Genomic DNA, 16,664 nt, shown 5'->3' on the forward strand with positions numbered 1-16,664 from the left:
TGAGAACCGTGTTAATGGATAAATTTCGTGTGCAAGGCCCCACCCGCTTAAGTGGTGAAGTCACTATTTCCGGCGCAAAAAACGCCGCGCTACCCATTCTGTTTGCTGCTTTGCTGGCTGAAGAGCCGGTAGAGATCACGAATGTGCCAAAGCTGCGTGACATCGACACCACCATGAAGCTGTTGACGCAATTGGGTGCAAAGGTTGAGCGCAACGGTTCTGTACACGTTGATGCCAGCGGTGTAGACGTTTTTTGTGCGCCTTACGAACTGGTGAAAACCATGCGTGCCTCAATTTGGGCGCTGGGTCCGCTGGTGGCGCGTTTTGGCCAGGGCGAAGTGTCACTGCCGGGCGGCTGCGCCATCGGTGCGCGTCCGGTTGACCTGCATATTACGGGCCTTGAGCAGTTAGGTGCAGAGATCAAGCTGGAAGAAGGTTATGTCAAAGCATCCGTTAACGGACGCCTGAAGGGCGCGCTGATCGTGATGGACAAAGTCAGCGTGGGCGCGACCGTCACCATCATGAGCGCAGCGACGCTGGCAACCGGCACTACCGTGATTGAGAATGCGGCGCGTGAACCTGAAATCGTTGATACCGCCAACTTCCTCAACACGCTGGGCGCCAAAATCAGCGGTGCCGGTACCGATAAAATTACTATCGAAGGCGTCGAGCGTCTGGGCGGCGGCGTTTACCGTGTACTGCCCGATCGCATTGAAACCGGCACCTTCCTGGTTGCGGCAGCCATCTCCGGCGGTAAAGTCATCTGCCGAAATGCACAGCCCGATACGCTGGATGCGGTGCTGGCGAAGCTGCGCGATGCAGGGGCAGACATCGAAACCGGTGAAGACTGGATCAGCCTGGATATGCACGGCAAGCGACCTAAAGCGGTTAACGTGCGTACGGCTCCCCATCCGGGATTCCCGACCGATATGCAGGCACAGTTTACCTTGCTGAATCTGGTGGCAGAAGGAACGGGTTTGATTACCGAAACCATCTTCGAAAACCGCTTTATGCATATCCCTGAGCTGATTCGTATGGGCGCGCATGCAGAAATTGAGAGCAATACTGCAATCTGTCACGGTGTAGAAACCTTGTCAGGTGCGCAGGTGATGGCAACGGATCTTCGTGCCTCGGCCAGTCTGGTCTTGGCAGGCTGTATTGCGGAAGGAACAACGCTGGTCGATCGTATTTACCATATTGACCGTGGCTACGAGCATATCGAAGATAAGCTCAAAGCGATGGGGGCGAATATTGAGCGCATCAGCGGCGAATAATCTCGCGGCGTCATGCTAATGAAACCAGCCTTATCACAAGGCTGGTTTTTTTTCGGCTACCGATCGCGTTACGCTAGCTTTTGGTCTCGTTGTGAGTCGGTCGCACACGCTTTTTGCGATCCAGGAGACAATGGGTTTCGGGATCGTAATAACGACTTGGCCATATCTCTGACGGATGAACATTGATCGCATCGGCAATCAGCCATTCGCCTTTGGGCCAGGGGCGCGAGAGCGCGTTGGCCAGGGTTGATGAACTTAATCCCGACTGACGTGAAAGCGCCGCCAGCGTGGTGCCACGTTTACGTAGTGCGGCAATGATATCGGCGGGATGCCAGTCCTCTGTCCTGCTCTGCATAACCTTTTCTCCTTGTCCTTGTCAGTGCGTAACGCGCGAGTGATGCTGACTTGTCTACATCCTATCTGGAAAGTTGTCGAATTTTATATCAGAAAATTTCCATAAGATTCCAGTAATATTTAGGCAAGCAGACAGAACTGAGCGGCCTGACGCAAAAGGAGTGTAACGCGTGAAAGAAGAAGGGGAGTGGGAGAAGGTCACGGAGCCGTGGTGGCTCCGTCAGGAACAGAAATCAGAAATCGCGTTGGACTGACATATGCGCCAGCGCTTCTAGGGCTGAGCGCCACGGGGTTTCTGGCAGAATCTGCAAGGCTGCAATGGCTTTATCGGCCTCTTGCTCCGCACGCTGACGCGTCCATTCCAGTGAGCCACACTGGTTCATCGCTTCCAGAACGGGCGCCAGTAAATGGCGACCGTTGCCCTGTTCGATGGCATCGCGGATCATCTTCGCCTGCTCAGGCGAACCATGGTTCATGGCGTGAAGCAGTGGCAGGGTGGGTTTACCTTCGCTGAGGTCGTCACCGGTGTTTTTACCCAGGGTTTCGCCATCGGCACTGTAGTCAAGTAAATCGTCAATTAACTGGAAAGCGGTCCCCAGATAGCGCCCATAATCCTGTAGGGCTTTTTCCTGCGCTGGCGTTGCCTCCGCTAAAATCGCCGAGGCCTGAGAGGCGGCTTCGAATAAGCGAGCTGTTTTGCTGTAGATCACCCGCATATAGCTCTCTTCTGTGATGTCAGGATCGTTGACGTTCATCAGCTGAAGCACTTCCCCTTCCGCGATAACGTTCACCGCTTCTGACATCAGCGCCAGGATACGTAGCGATCCCATGCTGGTCATCATCTGGAAGGCGCGAGTATAAATAAAATCACCGACCAGCACGCTGGCTGCATTACCAAATGCAGCGTTCGCGGTGGCCTTGCCACGGCGCATATCGGATTCATCCACGACATCGTCATGCAATAGCGTGGCGGTGTGGATAAATTCGATCAGCGCCGCGTTGGTGACGTGGAGATCGCCCTGATAACCCATGGCGCGCGCCGACAGCACGGCAATCATGGGGCGAATGCGTTTACCGCCGCCACTGATGATGTAATAACCCAGCTGGTTGATGAGCGAGACATCTGAATTCAGCTGGTCGAGTATGGTCTGGTTAACGGCAGCCATGTCCTGTGCGGTTAATTCGTTAATCTGTTCTAAGTTCATTCGTCTTTTCAGCTATGACTCGTTTCTTTGCCATGGTAAGCGGTTTTACCCAGCCAGCGTTCAGTAATCTGTTACTGATTGTACTTGAATTTTCAGGTTGAGAAACGTTTGCATTGAGCCTGTGTTTTTTTTCTGCAAGAGTGTGCAAAGTGCTCTTGTCTTCTGTTTGAGTTTTGCGTAGAATTCGCGCCCTATTGTGAATATTTAGCGCGCCGCCTGATGAACTGAAAGGCAAGCGCAGAAGCGGAGTTTTATATGTACGCGGTTTTCCAAAGTGGTGGTAAACAACACCGAGTAAGCGAAGGTCAGACCGTTCGCCTGGAAAAGCTGGACATCGCAACCGGTGAAACCATCGAGTTTGACCAGGTTCTGATGATTGCAAATGGCGAAGACGTGAAAATCGGCGCGCCACTGGTTTCAGGCGGTGTGATCAAGGCAGAAGTTGTTGCTCATGGTCGTGGCGAGAAAATTAAGATCGTTAAGTTTCGTCGTCGTAAGCACTACCGTAAGCAAGCTGGCCATCGCCAGTGGTTCACTGATGTGAAAATCACTGGTATCACGGCGTAAGAGGAGATCTGACAAATGGCACATAAAAAGGCTGGTGGTTCGACTCGAAATGGTCGTGACTCCAATGCAAAACGTCTGGGCGTAAAACGTTTCGGTGGCGAATCTGTTCTGGCAGGTAGCATCATCGTTCGTCAGCGTGGCACCAAATTCCACGCAGGTAGCAACGTTGGTTGTGGTCGTGACCACACCCTGTTTGCTACTGCAGACGGCAAAGTAAAATTCGAAGTTAAAGGTCCGAACAACCGTAAATACATCAGCATCGTTGCTGAGTAAGGTTGTCGTGACGCAGACGGTTAACGTCTGAACGCACGAATTGAAGGCCCCGCAACTGTTGCGGGGCTTTTTACATTCTGCGACCCCTTGCCCGACAGGCGACATCGCCTGAATGTTTGCTGTACACTTTATGTACACGCTGGCGTCAGCCAGTTTTGATTTATCCGCCGCTGGTCGCGCAGAAGACCCTGGCGGACCCGTCTGCAGCGTATTGCAGACGATTGTGTGACGGAGAAAGAAAATGAAGTTTGTAGATGAAGCGACAATTTTGGTCGTCGCAGGTGATGGCGGTAATGGTTGTGTCAGTTTCCGCCGTGAAAAATATATCCCGAAAGGCGGCCCGGACGGCGGTGATGGCGGTGACGGCGGCGACGTATTCTTAGTGGCTGACGAAAACCTTAACACCCTGATCGATTATCGTTTCGAAAAGTCGTTCCGCGCCGAGCGGGGACAGAATGGTCAGAGTCGCGACTGTACCGGTAAGCGTGGTAAAGATATCACCGTTAAAGTGCCGGTGGGAACCCGTGTTATCGACCAGGGAACGGGCGAAACGCTGGGCGATATGACGCGCCACCAGCAGACCCTGATGGTGGCAAAAGGCGGCTGGCACGGTCTGGGAAATACCCGCTTTAAATCGTCGGTAAACCGCAGTCCGCGTCAAAAAACCATGGGTACGCCCGGTGAGAAACGCGACCTGCAGCTGGAGCTGATGCTGTTGGCTGACGTAGGCATGCTGGGTTTACCTAACGCCGGGAAATCGACCTTTATCCGTGCGGTTTCTGCTGCTAAACCAAAAGTGGCGGACTATCCCTTTACTACGCTGGTGCCAAGCCTGGGCGTGGTGCGTATGGATAGCGAGCAGAGCTTTGTGGTGGCCGATATCCCCGGCCTGATTGAAGGCGCAGCCGAGGGCGCAGGTTTAGGTATTCGCTTCCTGAAGCACCTGGAACGCTGCCGCGTGCTGCTGCACCTGATCGACATTGCGCCCATTGACGAGAGCGATCCGGTTGAGAACGCCCGTATTATTTTGGGCGAGCTGGAGAAATACAGCGATAAGCTGTTTAACAAGCCGCGCTGGCTGGTATTCAACAAAGTCGATCTGATTGATGAAGAAGAAGCTCAGGCGCGTGCAAAAGCCATTGCCGAGGCGCTGGGTTGGGAAGATAAATACTATCTTATCTCTGCCGCCAGCCGTCAGGGCGTTACGGACCTGTGCTGGGACGTGATGAGCTTTATCAACGCCAATCCGAAAGAAGCTGACGTTGAAGAAAAACAGCCGGAGAAAGTGGAGTTCATGTGGGACGATTACCACAAAGAAGCCATTGAAACCGCGGCGGTTGAAGAAGATGAAGAGTGGGATGACGACTGGGATGAGGATGACGACGAAGGCGTCGAAATCATCTACCAGCGCTAGACCACTTATGACTGCCCCCTTTCCACCGGAACGGGGGCAGATTTCTTTCAGGGCTGCGCCAGCACCGCAACGGTAAGCCGTGCGCTACAGCATAATTTATCCTGCTCGTGGCGAATCTCAATCTGCCACGTCTGATTCCGCTTCCCCACATGCAGCGGACGACAGATACCGCGCACCAGACCACCTGAAACGGCCCGATGATGGCTGGCATTCACTTCGATGCCCACCACGCGGCTGCCATCCTCCGATGCCAGATAGCCCGCCACAGAACCCAGCGTTTCGGCTAACACCACTGAGGCGCCGCCGTGCAGCAGGCCAAAGGGCTGCTGCGTGCGGCTGTCTACTGGCATGGTGGCTTCAAGATAGTCATCACCCACTGCGGTGAAAATGATGCCCACATGCGCCACCAGCGTATGAGTGCTCTGCGCATTGAGCGCATCCAGACAAACTACGCGTTTCCAGATCGTTGCCATTGTCAGGCTCCCAGGGTTGCGCCATCGTCTTCCACGCTGCGATGTCACATGACGTAACGCAGAGGCGAAAGAATTAGCGTAGTGATAACCGCCTGCGGCTGTCCAGTTTTACATCAGCATTGCATCTCAAGGGTAACAGAAGGGCGTTTACTGGGCCGGGCGACAGGGCGTTGCAGCCTCTGCCTGCGATCCCCGTTATCGTCCCTGAATCCGGGTGGATTAGGTTAAGAAAATTTATGCGATTACCCAGGGTGCCAGCGTGAGGCGGGGCGCAGATAACCCGCTAAACAGGTACCGATTCTGTAAGATCCTGGCATAAAAAAAGCCATGCGGCTGGGAGTGATGCGGCCTGGAGAGCAGGCGAAGGTATCCTGAACAGACTGTTGCGCGCCTGAAGCCGAGGCGTTATCCCTGACTTTTTGGCGATGATAAAAAAAACGCAGCAGGTGGTCGCCCGCTGCGTTTCCTAACATAAATCAGTAATTCTTATTGATATCGCGATAGAGCCGGCTTTCAAAGCGCACCAGCGGAATACGGCGTGTGCGCTGATCCTGCGGCGGAACCGCATAGCCAGAAAGGAACTGCACAAACGCCACGCGTGCCCCGCTGGAGGTGGTGATAAAGCCTGCAAGGTTATATACGCCCTGCAGTGAGCCGGTTTTAGCCGAGACCTTGCCATCCAGACCGGCTTCGTGCAGTCCGCCACGGTACTGCAGCGTGCCATCGTGTCCGGCCAGCGGTAGCATCGAAATATAATCCAGTTTGCTGTCGTTCTGCGCAATATATTGCAGCACCTGCATCATGGTGGCGGGCGAGATCAGATCGTGACGTGACAGGCCCGAACCATCCACCTGGATGCTGTTACCCAAATCAATATTGGCTTTTTCACGCAGGATGCGACGAACCGCATCTGATCCTGCGCGGAAGGTGCCCGGTACGTTGAAGTAATGATGGCCAATGGTGCGGAACACCGTGTCGGCAATCATATTGTCGGACTTCTTCAGCATCATATGCAGCAGCGTATGCAGCGGCGCTGACTGCGTTGATGCCAGCACGGTGCCCGGCTCGGTCACCTGCGTCTGACGTAGCAGATGGCCGCTGTAATCAATACCGGCGGAACGCAGTTCTGCTTTCAGGATTTCGCCTGCCCAGGCCGCGCCATCCTGAACCGCAAAGGCTAAAGGAAGCGGATCGCTACGCTGACGCATACAGCCGGTTAAGGTGTAGCGGTTCAGCTCGCCTGGCACCACGTCCAGCTCGCAGTATTGTCCGTCACCGCTGTTGCGCCCAATCGTCCGCACCTGGCTTAACATGTGAGCCGGGTAGTAGGACGCAATGCGGATAAAGGCATTTTCGCCCGGTTTTTCGGCACTGTAGAGTGAAACCGAGAAGCAGTTTTTATCCACAATAGCCGCCGCCGGCGGTGCGCTAAAGCACTGGGTCATGTCATTCCACGGCCAGCCAGGCGCCGCATCATGGCTGGCAAACACCGAGGTATCGATGACCAGATTACCTTTGATGTGTGTGATGCCTTGTTTTTTTAACGCCGCGACCATATTCCGCAGATCCTGACGACCCAAGGTAGGATCGCCAGCAAACCGGGCTACTAAATCACCATTAAGCGTGCCATCGACCAGCGCGCCTTTGGTTTCAAAGGTGGTTTGAAAACGGTAATCACCGCCCAGTTCCAGCAATGCCGCCAGGGCGGTGATCACTTTCATGGTACTGGCGGGAAGTGCCATCTGTTTCCCGTGGTAATCGATAATTGGCGTGGATGCGCCCACTTTTTGCACCAGCAAAGCCAGATTGGCACCATCTGGCAGATATTGCATGTATTCATCAACTGGCGCTGCTTGTGCCTGCAGCATAAAAGCACAGGTTAATCCGGTAACAAGTCGTGAAAATCGCATAATCTCGCGGCAACTGACAGGTGAAGGCGACAATACTACGTCCCTGGACGGTGGAAAGTAAACGATGACCCGCAGGGAACTCTGGGTTAAAATACGTATCAAATTGCAAAACCTTTTCTGGCCTGGAACACTTTCCGGGTCAGTCTTCTTTTATTTGCAAAACGAGGTCTTGCGCCGCAGAACGCTTTTTTCTGCAGTCACCGGTCAGGATGCACCGTGAAACAGGAATGATGACGAGGAGCTAAAATGAACCAGATTCCGATGACGTTAAGAGGCGCTGAAAGGCTGCGCGAAGAGCTGCATGAGCTGAAAACGGTGAAGCGCCCGCGCATTATTGCCTCCATCGCGGAGGCCCGCGAGCACGGCGATTTGAAAGAGAACGCCGAATATCACGCCGCGCGTGAAGAACAGGGGTTCTGTGAGGGACGCATTCAGGAGATTGAAGCCAAACTCTCTAATGCGCAGGTCATTGACGTCACACAGATGCCGAAAACCGGCCGCGTGATTTTTGGCGCAACGGTAACCGTGTTGAACGTGGACACGGATGAAGAGTTTACCTATCGCATCGTGGGTGATGATGAGGCAGACTTTAAGCAGAATTTGATTTCTGTTAACTCGCCGATGGCCCGTGGCCTGGTAGGGAAAGAAGCCGATGACGTGGCGATTATCAAAACGCCAGGCGGCGATGTCGAGTACGAAATCCTGAAGGTGGAGTACATCTGACAGGGTGCAATTGTCTGAAAAGCATTGCCGTACAGTGTAAAGAAAGGAAAAAGGCCGCGCTGCGGCCTTTTATCCCATGTAAGAGCATGGCACTTTCTTTGCCCACCTAGCGTGGCAGAGAAATTTTGCTCTCTTTAGCGGGGCGATACAGCACCAGCGTTTTGCCAATGACCTGAACGTTGCTGGCACGGGTTTCACGTACGATAGCTTCAACGATCAGCTGCCTGGTTTCACGTTCTTCAGAGGCAATTTTCACCTTGATCAATTCGTGATGTTCCAGCGCGTGTTCAATCTCAGCCAGTACACCTTCGGTCAGGCCATTGCCTCCGAGCATGACGACTGGCTTGAGCGGATGGGCGAGGCCTTTGAGGTGCTGTTTTTGTTTGGTACTTAGATTCATCGTATTATTTACTTACTCGGGGATTGAAAACGGTTCATTCTACCGCCATCTCGGGTATATCGCCAAATCGACGCAGCCTATCGCGTGCAGATTTATCGCTACGATGACGATTTAGTTGGAAATTTTATGACCGGTAAAAAGCGTTCAGCCAGCTCCAGCCGCTGGCTACAGGAACACTTTAGCGATAAATACGTGCTCCAGGCACAGAAAAAAGGGTTGCGTTCGCGCGCCTGGTTTAAACTTGATGAAATCCAACAGGGTGACAAGCTTTTCAAACCCGGGATGACCGTGGTAGATCTGGGTGCTGCACCCGGCGGCTGGTCGCAATATGTGGTACAGCAAATTGGGTCCAAAGGTCGCGTTATCGCTTGTGATATTCTGCCGATGGATCCTATTGTTGGTGTCGATTTCCTTCAAGGTGATTTTCGTGAAGAATCGGTGATCAAAGCATTACTTGAACGTGTGGGCGAGCAGAAGGTCCAGGTCGTCATGTCGGATATGGCACCGAATATGAGTGGTACACCTGCCGTAGATATTCCCCGGTCGATGTATTTGGTTGAGCTGGCGTTGGATATGTGCCGTGATATTTTGGCTCCAGGCGGCAGTTTTGTTGTGAAAGTGTTCCAGGGAGATGGCTTTGATGAATACCTGCGGGAAATTCGCTCCCTGTTTACGAAAGTGAAAATACGTAAGCCTGACGCTTCACGTTCACGTTCACGTGAAGTTTATATTGTGGCGACTGGGCGCAAACTGTAACCGACGTGATGGATAACCCGGCATTCCTGCTGCGATTCCATGTACGAAGGATCTATAGTACCCTACGCTATCTGTTAACACCGTTGTAATATGAGGTTAATCCCTTGAGTGACATGGCGAAAAACCTGATTCTCTGGCTAGTCATCGCGGTCGTGCTGATGTCGGTCTTCCAGAGCTTTGGGCCCAGCGAGTCGAATGGCCGTAGGGTTGATTATTCAACCTTCCTGTCGGAAGTGAACCAGGATCAGGTCCGCGAGGCACGTATTAACGGGCGTGAAATTAACGTTATCAAAAAAGACAGCAATAAATACACCACTTACATTCCTGTCAATGACCCCAAGTTACTCGATAACCTGTTGACCAAGAACGTCAAAGTGGTTGGTGAACCACCTGAAGAGCCGAGCCTGCTGGCATCTATCTTCATTTCATGGTTCCCAATGTTACTGCTGATTGGTGTGTGGATTTTCTTCATGCGTCAAATGCAGGGCGGCGGTGGCAAAGGCGCGATGTCCTTTGGTAAAAGCAAAGCCCGTATGTTGACGGAAGATCAGATTAAAACCACTTTTGCTGACGTTGCAGGCTGCGACGAAGCGAAAGAGGAAGTCGGTGAGCTGGTTGAATACCTGCGTGAGCCGAGCCGCTTCCAGAAGCTCGGGGGTAAAATTCCGAAAGGCGTGCTGATGGTTGGCCCGCCGGGTACCGGTAAAACCTTGCTGGCAAAAGCGATTGCCGGCGAAGCGAAAGTGCCTTTCTTTACCATTTCGGGCTCTGACTTTGTTGAAATGTTCGTCGGTGTCGGTGCATCTCGTGTGCGCGATATGTTTGAACAGGCCAAGAAGGCGGCACCGTGCATTATCTTTATCGATGAAATCGATGCGGTCGGTCGTCAGCGTGGTGCCGGTTTAGGTGGCGGTCACGATGAACGTGAACAAACCCTGAACCAGATGCTGGTTGAGATGGACGGTTTTGAAGGCAACGAAGGCATCATCGTGATTGCCGCAACCAACCGTCCAGACGTGCTTGACCCCGCGTTGCTGCGTCCGGGCCGCTTTGACCGTCAGGTTGTTGTTGGCTTGCCAGACGTGCGTGGCCGTGAGCAGATCCTGAAAGTGCACATGCGCCGCGTGCCATTAGCGACGGATATCGACGCGGCGATCATCGCGCGCGGTACGCCGGGCTTCTCAGGTGCCGATCTGGCTAACCTGGTAAACGAAGCCGCGCTGTTTGCTGCCCGCAGCAACAAGCGCGTTGTATCGATGGTGGAATTCGAAAAAGCCAAAGACAAGATCATGATGGGTGCAGAGCGCCGCTCCATGGTGATGACGGAAGCGCAGAAAGAGTCCACCGCTTATCACGAAGCCGGTCACGCCATTATTGGTCGCCTGGTGCCGGAACACGATCCGGTGCATAAAGTCACCATTATCCCGCGTGGTCGTGCATTAGGTGTGACCTTCTTCCTGCCTGAAGGCGATGCGATTAGCGCCAGCCGTCAGAAACTGGAAAGCCAGATTTCGACCCTGTACGGTGGTCGTCTGGCAGAAGAAATCATCTACGGTGTTGAGCATGTCTCAACCGGCGCATCAAACGACATCAAAGTGGCGACCAACCTGGCACGTAACATGGTGACCCAGTGGGGCTTCTCTGAAAAACTCGGTCCGTTACTGTATGCAGAAGAAGACGGTGAAGTGTTCCTCGGCCGTTCTGTGGCGAAAGCCAAGCATATGTCAGATGAAACCGCGCGTATTATCGATCAGGAAGTTAAACACCTGATTGATACGAACTACCAGCGTGCGCGTCAGATTCTGGGTGAAAACATGGACATCCTTCATGCCATGAAAGATGCGCTGATGAAGTATGAAACCATTGATGCACCACAGATTGACGACCTGATGGCTCGCCGTGAAGTGCGTCCGCCTGCGGGCTGGGAAGATCCCGGCACCAGCAGCAATTCTGATAATAATGGCACGCCAAAGGCACCGCGTCCGGTCGATGAGCCGCGTACGCCAAATCCAGGCAACACCATGTCAGAACAGTTCGACAAATAAGACTTCACGTCTTTTAATAAAACCCCGGCTGGTCCGGGGTTTTTTACATCTATACATTGCGCTACAAGGAGTACATCACCATGAAATTGTTCGCCCGTGATTCCCATCTTGATTTGTCGTTTCCACATGTGATGGGCATTCTTAACGTCACGCCGGACTCTTTTTCGGATGGTGGTAAACACAATGCGTTGGTGGATGCACTCACGCATACCAATGAAATGGTGAATGCCGGCGCAACCATTATCGACGTGGGCGGCGAGTCTACGCGTCCCGGCGCGGATGAGGTCAGCGTTGAGGAAGAACTTGAGCGGGTCATCCCCGTGGTGGCAGCAATCGCTCAGCGCTTTGAAGTCTGGATCTCCGTGGATACTTCTAAGGCTGAGGTCATCAGGGAAGCGGCGAGCGTGGGGGCACACATCATCAATGACGTGCGCTCTCTGTCTGAACCAGGAGCGCTGGCCGCCGCCGCCGCGACTGGCCTGCCGGTATGCCTGATGCATATGAAGGGCGATCCACGCACCATGCAGCAGGCACCGGCCTATCAAGATATCGTCAGCGAAGTGGATGCTTACTTCGTTGAGCAACTGGCCCGCTGCGAGGCGGCCGGAATAAAAAAAGAGAATCTGCTGCTCGACCCGGGCTTCGGTTTCGGTAAGAATCTCAGCCACAATTATGAACTGTTGGCTCGACTCAGCGAATTTCACCATTTTGGTCTGCCCCTGCTGGTTGGCATGTCACGAAAATCAATGATTGGTCAGTTGCTGAATGTCGGGCCTGGCCAGCGTCTGACCGGCAGCCTGGCCTGCGCGGTGATCGCCGCCATGCAGGGAGCACACATTATTCGCGTTCATGATGTAAAAGAAACGGTCGAGGCGATGCGGGTGGTCGAGGCGACACAAAGAGCTAAAGGATGATAGAGCATGAGTAATCGTAAATATTTTGGTACAGATGGTATTCGCGGCAAAGTGGGAGAGTCTCCGATTACCCCGGATTTTGTTTTAAAACTCGGCTGGGCTGCGGGTAAAGTGCTGGCGCGCCACGGTTCAAAAAAAATCATTATCGGCAAAGACACTCGTATTTCGGGCTATATGCTGGAATCTGCACTGGAGGCAGGACTGGCCGCCGCAGGGCTGTCAGCGGCGTTTACCGGCCCAATGCCGACGCCTGCCATTGCCTATCTGACCCGCACGTTTCGCGCTGAGGCCGGTATTGTTATCTCCGCCTCCCATAACCCGTTTGACGACAACGGCATTAAGTTCTTCTCAGCCGAAGGCACCAAGCTACCTGATGATGTAGAAGAAGCGATTGAACTGGAAATGGAAAAGCCGCTGACCTGTGTGGAATCATCCCTGTTGGGTCGCGCCAGCCGAATTGTGGATGCCGCCGGACGTTACATTGAGTTCTGTAAGGGCACCTTCCCCAGTGAGCTGAGCCTGAGTGGCCTGAAAATTGTGGTGGACTGTGCTAACGGTGCCACCTACCACATCGCGCCGAATGTCCTGCGTGAGTTGGGCGCAACGGTGATTGCCGTTGGTGTACAGCCTGATGGCATGAACATCAACAAAGAGTGCGGTGCGACCGATCTGAAAATGCTGCAGCAGCGCGTTCTGGCCGAGAAGGCGGACATCGGCCTGGCCTATGATGGCGATGGCGATCGCATCATGATGGTGGACCACTTGGGCGAGAAGGTCGATGGCGATCAGATTCTGTATATCATCGCCCGTGAAGGCCTGCGTCAGGGGCAACTGCGCGGCGGTGTTGTCGGCACGCTGATGAGTAATATGGGGCTGGAGCTGGCGCTGAAGCAGTTAGGCATTCCTTTTGTGCGGGCCAAAGTGGGTGACCGCTATGTGCTCGAAAAATTACAGGAAAAAGGCTGGCGGCTCGGCGCTGAAAACTCAGGCCACGTGATTCTGCTGGATAAAATCGCTACCGGTGATGGGATCGTAGCAAGTTTGCAAGTGCTTACTGCGATGGTGCGCAATCACATGAGCCTGCATGACCTGTGCACTGGGATGAAGATGCTGCCTCAGGTGCTGGTCAACGTGCGCTTTACGGGTGAACACGATCCTCTGGAAAGCGAAACGGTGAAAACCGTGGCGCAGGACGTGGAGAAAACCCTGGCCGGCCGTGGGCGCGTGCTGCTGCGTAAATCCGGTACGGAGCCGTTAATCCGCGTGATGGTAGAAGGCGAGGATGCAGCCCAGGTCACTGCGCTAGCTAACCTGATTGCGGATGCGGTGAAAGCGGTCTGACGCAGGTGACAGGCCGGGACAGCGTGCTGTTCCTGCCTGTAAAATCATCGCACTGGCGCTTTTTTCTGCAATCAGCCTGCCACAGCTAAATTGCACTTGCAGAGGTATGCGCCATTGGTTAGTATTCACACCCGCTTCTGATGGGTGATGAACATACTCCCCGTCATATTGGTTGAAGCTTTAACTGTGCGGATTACGCGCAAGGAAACAGGTTGATTATGTACGAAGCTCTGTTAGTTGTTTTCCTTATTGTAGCGATTGGCCTTGTGGGTCTTATTATGCTGCAGCAAGGCAAAGGCGCTGATATGGGAGCATCATTTGGTGCAGGCGCGTCTGGCACGCTGTTTGGTTCTAACGGGTCGGGTAACTTTATGACTCGCATGACCGCAGTGTTGGCTACGCTGTTTTTCGTGATCAGCCTGATTCTGGGTAACCTGAACAGTAACAAGACGTCCAAAGGAAGCGAGTGGGAAAACCTCACTGCGCCAGCTCAGTCTCAACAGCAGACTCAGCCAGCTAAACCGGCTACGCCGGGCAATGATATCCCGCACTAATAGCAGCAATATAGCGTCAGGAAAAAGCGGCAGAACAGCGTCGCAGTCAGTGCAGTACCGAGGTGGTGAAATTGGTAGACACGCTACCTTGAGGTGGTAGTGCTCGAAAGGGCTTACGGGTTCAAGTCCCGTCCTCGGTACCAAATCTTAGTATTACTTGCATTTTATGCATGTTCGGCGTAATATTCGCCACGTTTTCGGACGCGGGGTGGAGCAGCCTGGTAGCTCGTCGGGCTCATAACCCGAAGGTCGTCGGTTCAAATCCGGCCCCCGCAACCACTTTCCCTTAGAGTTCTTTTTCAAATATACTGTGTGCATCGACGGGCGCATAAGCAGCGAATTTTGAAAAAAATTCTTTTGGATGGGCGTCCGGGCCGCAGTGCGGCATACAGGGTCCAGTGATAAAAAGCCCCGAATATTCGGGGTTTTTTGTTATTAGCGAATCGTAATACTGGGCTATAGGCCCTTTTTTTATGTCTTGGGGGTGGGCTTGTCCACATTAGAGCAAAAATTGACAGAGTTGGTATCTGCTCCGGTAGAAGCGCTCGGCTACGAACTGGTCGGAATTGAATTCGTTCGTGGTCGCACATCAACCCTGCGCATCTATATTGATAGTGAAGATGGCATCAATGTTGACGATTGCGCGGACGTCAGCCACCAGGTGAGTGCGGTGATGGATGTGGAAGATCCCATCACGGTGCCTTACCACCTTGAAGTGTCCTCACCGGGGCTCGATCGTCCTCTGTTCACTGCAGAACATTATGCACGCTTTACCGGCGATGAGGTGAGCCTGGTGCTGCGTATGGCCGTTCAAAACCGCCGTAAATGGCAGGGAATCATCAAGTCTGTTGAGGGCGAGATGATAACGGTAAACGTTGAGGGTAACGACGAGGTGTTCGCGCTGAGTAATATTCAGAAAGCGAACCTGGTCCCCCACTTTTAAAAGTCCGGATTGAGGCTAACCAGGATGAACAAAGAGATCTTAGCTGTTGTAGAAGCCGTTTCTAACGAAAAAGCCCTGCCGCGTGAGAAAATCTTCGAAGCGCTGGAGAGCGCGCTGGCGACTGCGACCAAGAAAAAGTACGAGCAGGAAATTGACGTACGCGTCAGCATCGACCGTAAGAGCGGCGATTTCGACACGTTCCGTCGTTGGGAAATCGTAGAGCAGGTTACGCAGCCCACGCGCGAAATTACGCTGGATGCGGCGCGCTACGAAGACGAGTCTCTCAATCTGGGCGAATACGTAGAAGACCAGATTGAATCTGTTACGTTTGACCGTATCACGACGCAGACGGCGAAACAGGTTATCGTACAAAAAGTGCGCGAAGCCGAACGTGCGATGGTGGTGGATCAGTTCCGCGAGCAGGAAGGCGAAATCATCACCGGTGTGGTGAAAAAAGTTAACCGCGACAACATCTCGCTGGACCTGGGCAACAATGCTGAAGCCGTGATCCTGCGTGAAGACATGCTGCCACGTGAAAACTTCCGTCCGGGCGACCGTATCCGCGGCGTTTTGTATGCCGTGCGTCCTGAAGCACGCGGCGCGCAGCTGTTTGTGACGCGTTCTAAACCTGAAATGCTGATCGAACTGTTCCGCATTGAGGTGCCAGAAATTGGCGAAGAAGTCCTTGAAATTAAAGCCGCTGCCCGCGATCCGGGTTCGCGTGCCAAAATTGCAGTAAAAACCAATGACAAACGTATCGATCCCGTTGGTGCCTGTGTGGGTATGCGCGGTGCGCGTGTTCAGGCAGTGTCTAGTGAGCTGGGCGGCGAGCGAATCGATATCGTGCTGTGGGACGACAACCCGGCACAGTTTGTGATTAACGCCATGGCTCCGGCCGATGTGGCGTCAATCGTGGTTGATGAAGATAACCACACGATGGATATCGCTGTTGAGGCTGGCAATCTGGCCCAGGCGATCGGCCGTAATGGCCAAAACGTGCGTCTGGCTTCACAGCTGAGTGGCTGGGAGCTGAACGTGATGACCGTCGATGATCTGCAGGCCAAGCATCAGGCTGAAGCACATGCGGCGATCGATATGTTCACTAAACATCTCGACATCGACGAAGAGTTCGCCACCATTCTGGTGGAAGAGGGCTTCTCAACGTTGGAAGAAATGGCCTATGTGCCAATCAACGAGCTGTTGGAAATTGACGGCCTCGACGAAGAGACCATTGAAGCCCTGCGTGAACGAGCAAAAAATGCGTTAACCACCCTGGCACTGGCAAAAGAAGAGAGCCTGGGTAATCAGGAACCTGCAGAAGACCTCCTGAATCTCGAAGGTCTGGATCGTGCACTGGCTTTCCGTCTGGCATCGAAAGGCGTTTGCACGCTGGAAGATCTCGCCGAGCAAGGTGTTGACGACCTGACGGATATTGAAGGGCTGACTGATGAGCAAGCTGGCGCGCTAATTATGGCCGCACGCAATATCTGCTGGTTCGGCGATGACGCGTAATAACAG

17 protein-coding genes and 2 tRNA genes are annotated in these 16,664 nt (G+C 53.5%); 14 read left to right on the forward strand and 5 right to left on the reverse strand.

The annotated features are described in order from the left end of the window. The first annotated feature begins 14 nt into the window (after positions 1 to 14). Positions 15 to 1,274, forward strand: a complete 1,260-nt coding sequence (gene murA / locus QLG08_RS14845; RefSeq protein WP_014595155.1) for a UDP-N-acetylglucosamine 1-carboxyvinyltransferase — start codon at positions 15 to 17, stop codon at positions 1,272 to 1,274. Positions 1,275 to 1,347: 73 nt separating this feature from the next. Here the strand turns inward: murA and QLG08_RS14850 are convergent, their stop codons facing one another. Both QLG08_RS14850 and ispB read right to left on the reverse strand, forming a co-directional pair. Continuing rightward, positions 1,348 to 1,629, reverse strand: coding sequence for a helix-turn-helix transcriptional regulator (locus QLG08_RS14850; RefSeq protein WP_013024337.1), 282 nt, complete (start codon positions 1,627 to 1,629; stop codon positions 1,348 to 1,350). A gap of 232 nt (positions 1,630 to 1,861) precedes the next feature. Further along, positions 1,862 to 2,833, reverse strand: a complete 972-nt coding sequence (gene ispB, locus QLG08_RS14855; protein ID WP_013024338.1) for an octaprenyl diphosphate synthase — start codon at positions 2,831 to 2,833, stop codon at positions 1,862 to 1,864. Positions 2,834 to 3,088: 255 nt separating this feature from the next. Here ispB and rplU point away from each other — a divergent pair, with 255 nt between their 5' ends. The 3 genes from rplU (at position 3,089) to cgtA (ending at position 5,087) form a co-directional block, all read left to right on the forward strand. Continuing rightward, positions 3,089 to 3,400 (forward strand): 50S ribosomal protein L21, encoded by a 312-nt coding sequence (gene rplU / locus QLG08_RS14860; protein WP_013024339.1) that lies wholly within the window; start codon positions 3,089 to 3,091, stop codon positions 3,398 to 3,400. A gap of 15 nt (positions 3,401 to 3,415) precedes the next feature. Beyond that, a complete protein-coding gene (rpmA, locus tag QLG08_RS14865) occupies positions 3,416 to 3,673 on the forward strand; it encodes a 50S ribosomal protein L27 (protein WP_009092448.1) in 258 nt (85 codons plus the stop codon). Positions 3,674 to 3,914: 241 nt separating this feature from the next. Continuing rightward, positions 3,915 to 5,087: an Obg family GTPase CgtA gene (cgtA, locus tag QLG08_RS14870; RefSeq protein WP_013024341.1), complete on the forward strand. Its 1,173-nt coding sequence runs from the start codon at positions 3,915 to 3,917 to the stop codon at positions 5,085 to 5,087. A gap of 47 nt (positions 5,088 to 5,134) precedes the next feature. On the opposite strand, the gene QLG08_RS14875 is transcribed toward cgtA, so the two are convergent. Continuing rightward, positions 5,135 to 5,560: a hotdog fold thioesterase gene (locus tag QLG08_RS14875; protein WP_015701100.1), complete on the reverse strand. Its 426-nt coding sequence runs from the start codon at positions 5,558 to 5,560 to the stop codon at positions 5,135 to 5,137. Positions 5,561 to 6,036: 476 nt separating this feature from the next. Beyond that, positions 6,037 to 7,470, reverse strand: coding sequence for a serine-type D-Ala-D-Ala carboxypeptidase (dacB, locus tag QLG08_RS14880; RefSeq protein ID WP_126843177.1), 1,434 nt, complete (start codon positions 7,468 to 7,470; stop codon positions 6,037 to 6,039). Between the two features lie 246 nt (positions 7,471 to 7,716). Between dacB and greA the strand changes: the two genes are divergently transcribed. Further along, positions 7,717 to 8,193: a transcription elongation factor GreA gene (greA, locus tag QLG08_RS14885; protein ID WP_006121754.1), complete on the forward strand. Its 477-nt coding sequence runs from the start codon at positions 7,717 to 7,719 to the stop codon at positions 8,191 to 8,193. Between the two features lie 106 nt (positions 8,194 to 8,299). Here greA and yhbY read toward each other — a convergent pair whose 3' ends face one another. Further along, complete coding sequence (gene yhbY / locus QLG08_RS14890) at positions 8,300 to 8,593, reverse strand: ribosome assembly RNA-binding protein YhbY (protein WP_013024345.1); 294 nt, start codon at positions 8,591 to 8,593, stop codon at positions 8,300 to 8,302. Between the two features lie 126 nt (positions 8,594 to 8,719). Between yhbY and rlmE the strand changes: the two genes are divergently transcribed. From rlmE to nusA, 9 genes are all read left to right on the forward strand, one after another. Next, complete coding sequence (rlmE, locus tag QLG08_RS14895) at positions 8,720 to 9,349, forward strand: 23S rRNA (uridine(2552)-2'-O)-methyltransferase RlmE (RefSeq protein WP_014595159.1); 630 nt, start codon at positions 8,720 to 8,722, stop codon at positions 9,347 to 9,349. A gap of 113 nt (positions 9,350 to 9,462) precedes the next feature. Then, entirely contained in the window at positions 9,463 to 11,394 is a 1,932-nt protein-coding gene (gene ftsH, locus QLG08_RS14900; protein ID WP_015701098.1) for an ATP-dependent zinc metalloprotease FtsH, read from the forward strand. An 80-nt stretch (positions 11,395 to 11,474) separates the two neighbouring features. Then, positions 11,475 to 12,308, forward strand: coding sequence for a dihydropteroate synthase (folP, locus tag QLG08_RS14905; RefSeq protein WP_015701097.1), 834 nt, complete (start codon positions 11,475 to 11,477; stop codon positions 12,306 to 12,308). A gap of 6 nt (positions 12,309 to 12,314) precedes the next feature. After that, positions 12,315 to 13,649, forward strand: coding sequence for a phosphoglucosamine mutase (gene glmM / locus QLG08_RS14910; RefSeq protein WP_126843176.1), 1,335 nt, complete (start codon positions 12,315 to 12,317; stop codon positions 13,647 to 13,649). A gap of 218 nt (positions 13,650 to 13,867) precedes the next feature. Beyond that, the gene (secG, locus tag QLG08_RS14915; protein ID WP_014606749.1) at positions 13,868 to 14,203 is read left to right on the forward strand and encodes a preprotein translocase subunit SecG; all 336 of its coding nucleotides are present in this window, start codon (positions 13,868 to 13,870) and stop codon (positions 14,201 to 14,203) included. A 56-nt stretch (positions 14,204 to 14,259) separates the two neighbouring features. After that, positions 14,260 to 14,346: transfer RNA gene (locus tag QLG08_RS14920), tRNA-Leu, on the forward strand. A 59-nt stretch (positions 14,347 to 14,405) separates the two neighbouring features. Then, positions 14,406 to 14,482, forward strand: a tRNA-Met gene (locus QLG08_RS14925). Between the two features lie 211 nt (positions 14,483 to 14,693). Then, positions 14,694 to 15,146 (forward strand): ribosome maturation factor RimP, encoded by a 453-nt coding sequence (gene rimP, locus QLG08_RS14930; RefSeq protein WP_006121761.1) that lies wholly within the window; start codon positions 14,694 to 14,696, stop codon positions 15,144 to 15,146. A gap of 24 nt (positions 15,147 to 15,170) precedes the next feature. Then, positions 15,171 to 16,658, forward strand: a complete 1,488-nt coding sequence (nusA, locus tag QLG08_RS14935) for a transcription termination factor NusA (protein ID WP_014595162.1) — start codon at positions 15,171 to 15,173, stop codon at positions 16,656 to 16,658. The last annotated feature ends 6 nt before the right edge of the window (positions 16,659 to 16,664 follow it).

Source organism: Pantoea sp. V106_11 (assembly GCF_029967885.1).
Taxonomy (GTDB): Bacteria; Pseudomonadota; Gammaproteobacteria; order Enterobacterales; family Enterobacteriaceae; genus Pantoea; species Pantoea ananatis.

What these genes read in the sequence shown, in the direction of transcription:
- murA (WP_014595155.1), top strand. Translation starts at nt 15, where the DNA reads ATGGATAAATTTCGTGTGCAAGGCCCCACCCGCTTAAGTGGTGAAGTC.
- QLG08_RS14850 (WP_013024337.1), bottom strand. Translation starts at nt 1,629, where the DNA reads ATGCAGAGCAGGACAGAGGACTGGCATCCCGCCGATATCATTGCCGCA.
- ispB (WP_013024338.1), bottom strand. Translation starts at nt 2,833, where the DNA reads ATGAACTTAGAACAGATTAACGAATTAACCGCACAGGACATGGCTGCC.
- rplU (WP_013024339.1), top strand. Translation starts at nt 3,089, where the DNA reads ATGTACGCGGTTTTCCAAAGTGGTGGTAAACAACACCGAGTAAGCGAA.
- rpmA (WP_009092448.1), top strand. Translation starts at nt 3,416, where the DNA reads ATGGCACATAAAAAGGCTGGTGGTTCGACTCGAAATGGTCGTGACTCC.
- cgtA (WP_013024341.1), top strand. Translation starts at nt 3,915, where the DNA reads ATGAAGTTTGTAGATGAAGCGACAATTTTGGTCGTCGCAGGTGATGGC.
- QLG08_RS14875 (WP_015701100.1), bottom strand. Translation starts at nt 5,560, where the DNA reads ATGGCAACGATCTGGAAACGCGTAGTTTGTCTGGATGCGCTCAATGCG.
- dacB (WP_126843177.1), bottom strand. Translation starts at nt 7,470, where the DNA reads ATGCGATTTTCACGACTTGTTACCGGATTAACCTGTGCTTTTATGCTG.
- greA (WP_006121754.1), top strand. Translation starts at nt 7,717, where the DNA reads ATGAACCAGATTCCGATGACGTTAAGAGGCGCTGAAAGGCTGCGCGAA.
- yhbY (WP_013024345.1), bottom strand. Translation starts at nt 8,593, where the DNA reads ATGAATCTAAGTACCAAACAAAAACAGCACCTCAAAGGCCTCGCCCAT.
- rlmE (WP_014595159.1), top strand. Translation starts at nt 8,720, where the DNA reads ATGACCGGTAAAAAGCGTTCAGCCAGCTCCAGCCGCTGGCTACAGGAA.
- ftsH (WP_015701098.1), top strand. Translation starts at nt 9,463, where the DNA reads ATGGCGAAAAACCTGATTCTCTGGCTAGTCATCGCGGTCGTGCTGATG.
- folP (WP_015701097.1), top strand. Translation starts at nt 11,475, where the DNA reads ATGAAATTGTTCGCCCGTGATTCCCATCTTGATTTGTCGTTTCCACAT.
- glmM (WP_126843176.1), top strand. Translation starts at nt 12,315, where the DNA reads ATGAGTAATCGTAAATATTTTGGTACAGATGGTATTCGCGGCAAAGTG.
- secG (WP_014606749.1), top strand. Translation starts at nt 13,868, where the DNA reads ATGTACGAAGCTCTGTTAGTTGTTTTCCTTATTGTAGCGATTGGCCTT.
- nusA (WP_014595162.1), top strand. Translation starts at nt 15,171, where the DNA reads ATGAACAAAGAGATCTTAGCTGTTGTAGAAGCCGTTTCTAACGAAAAA.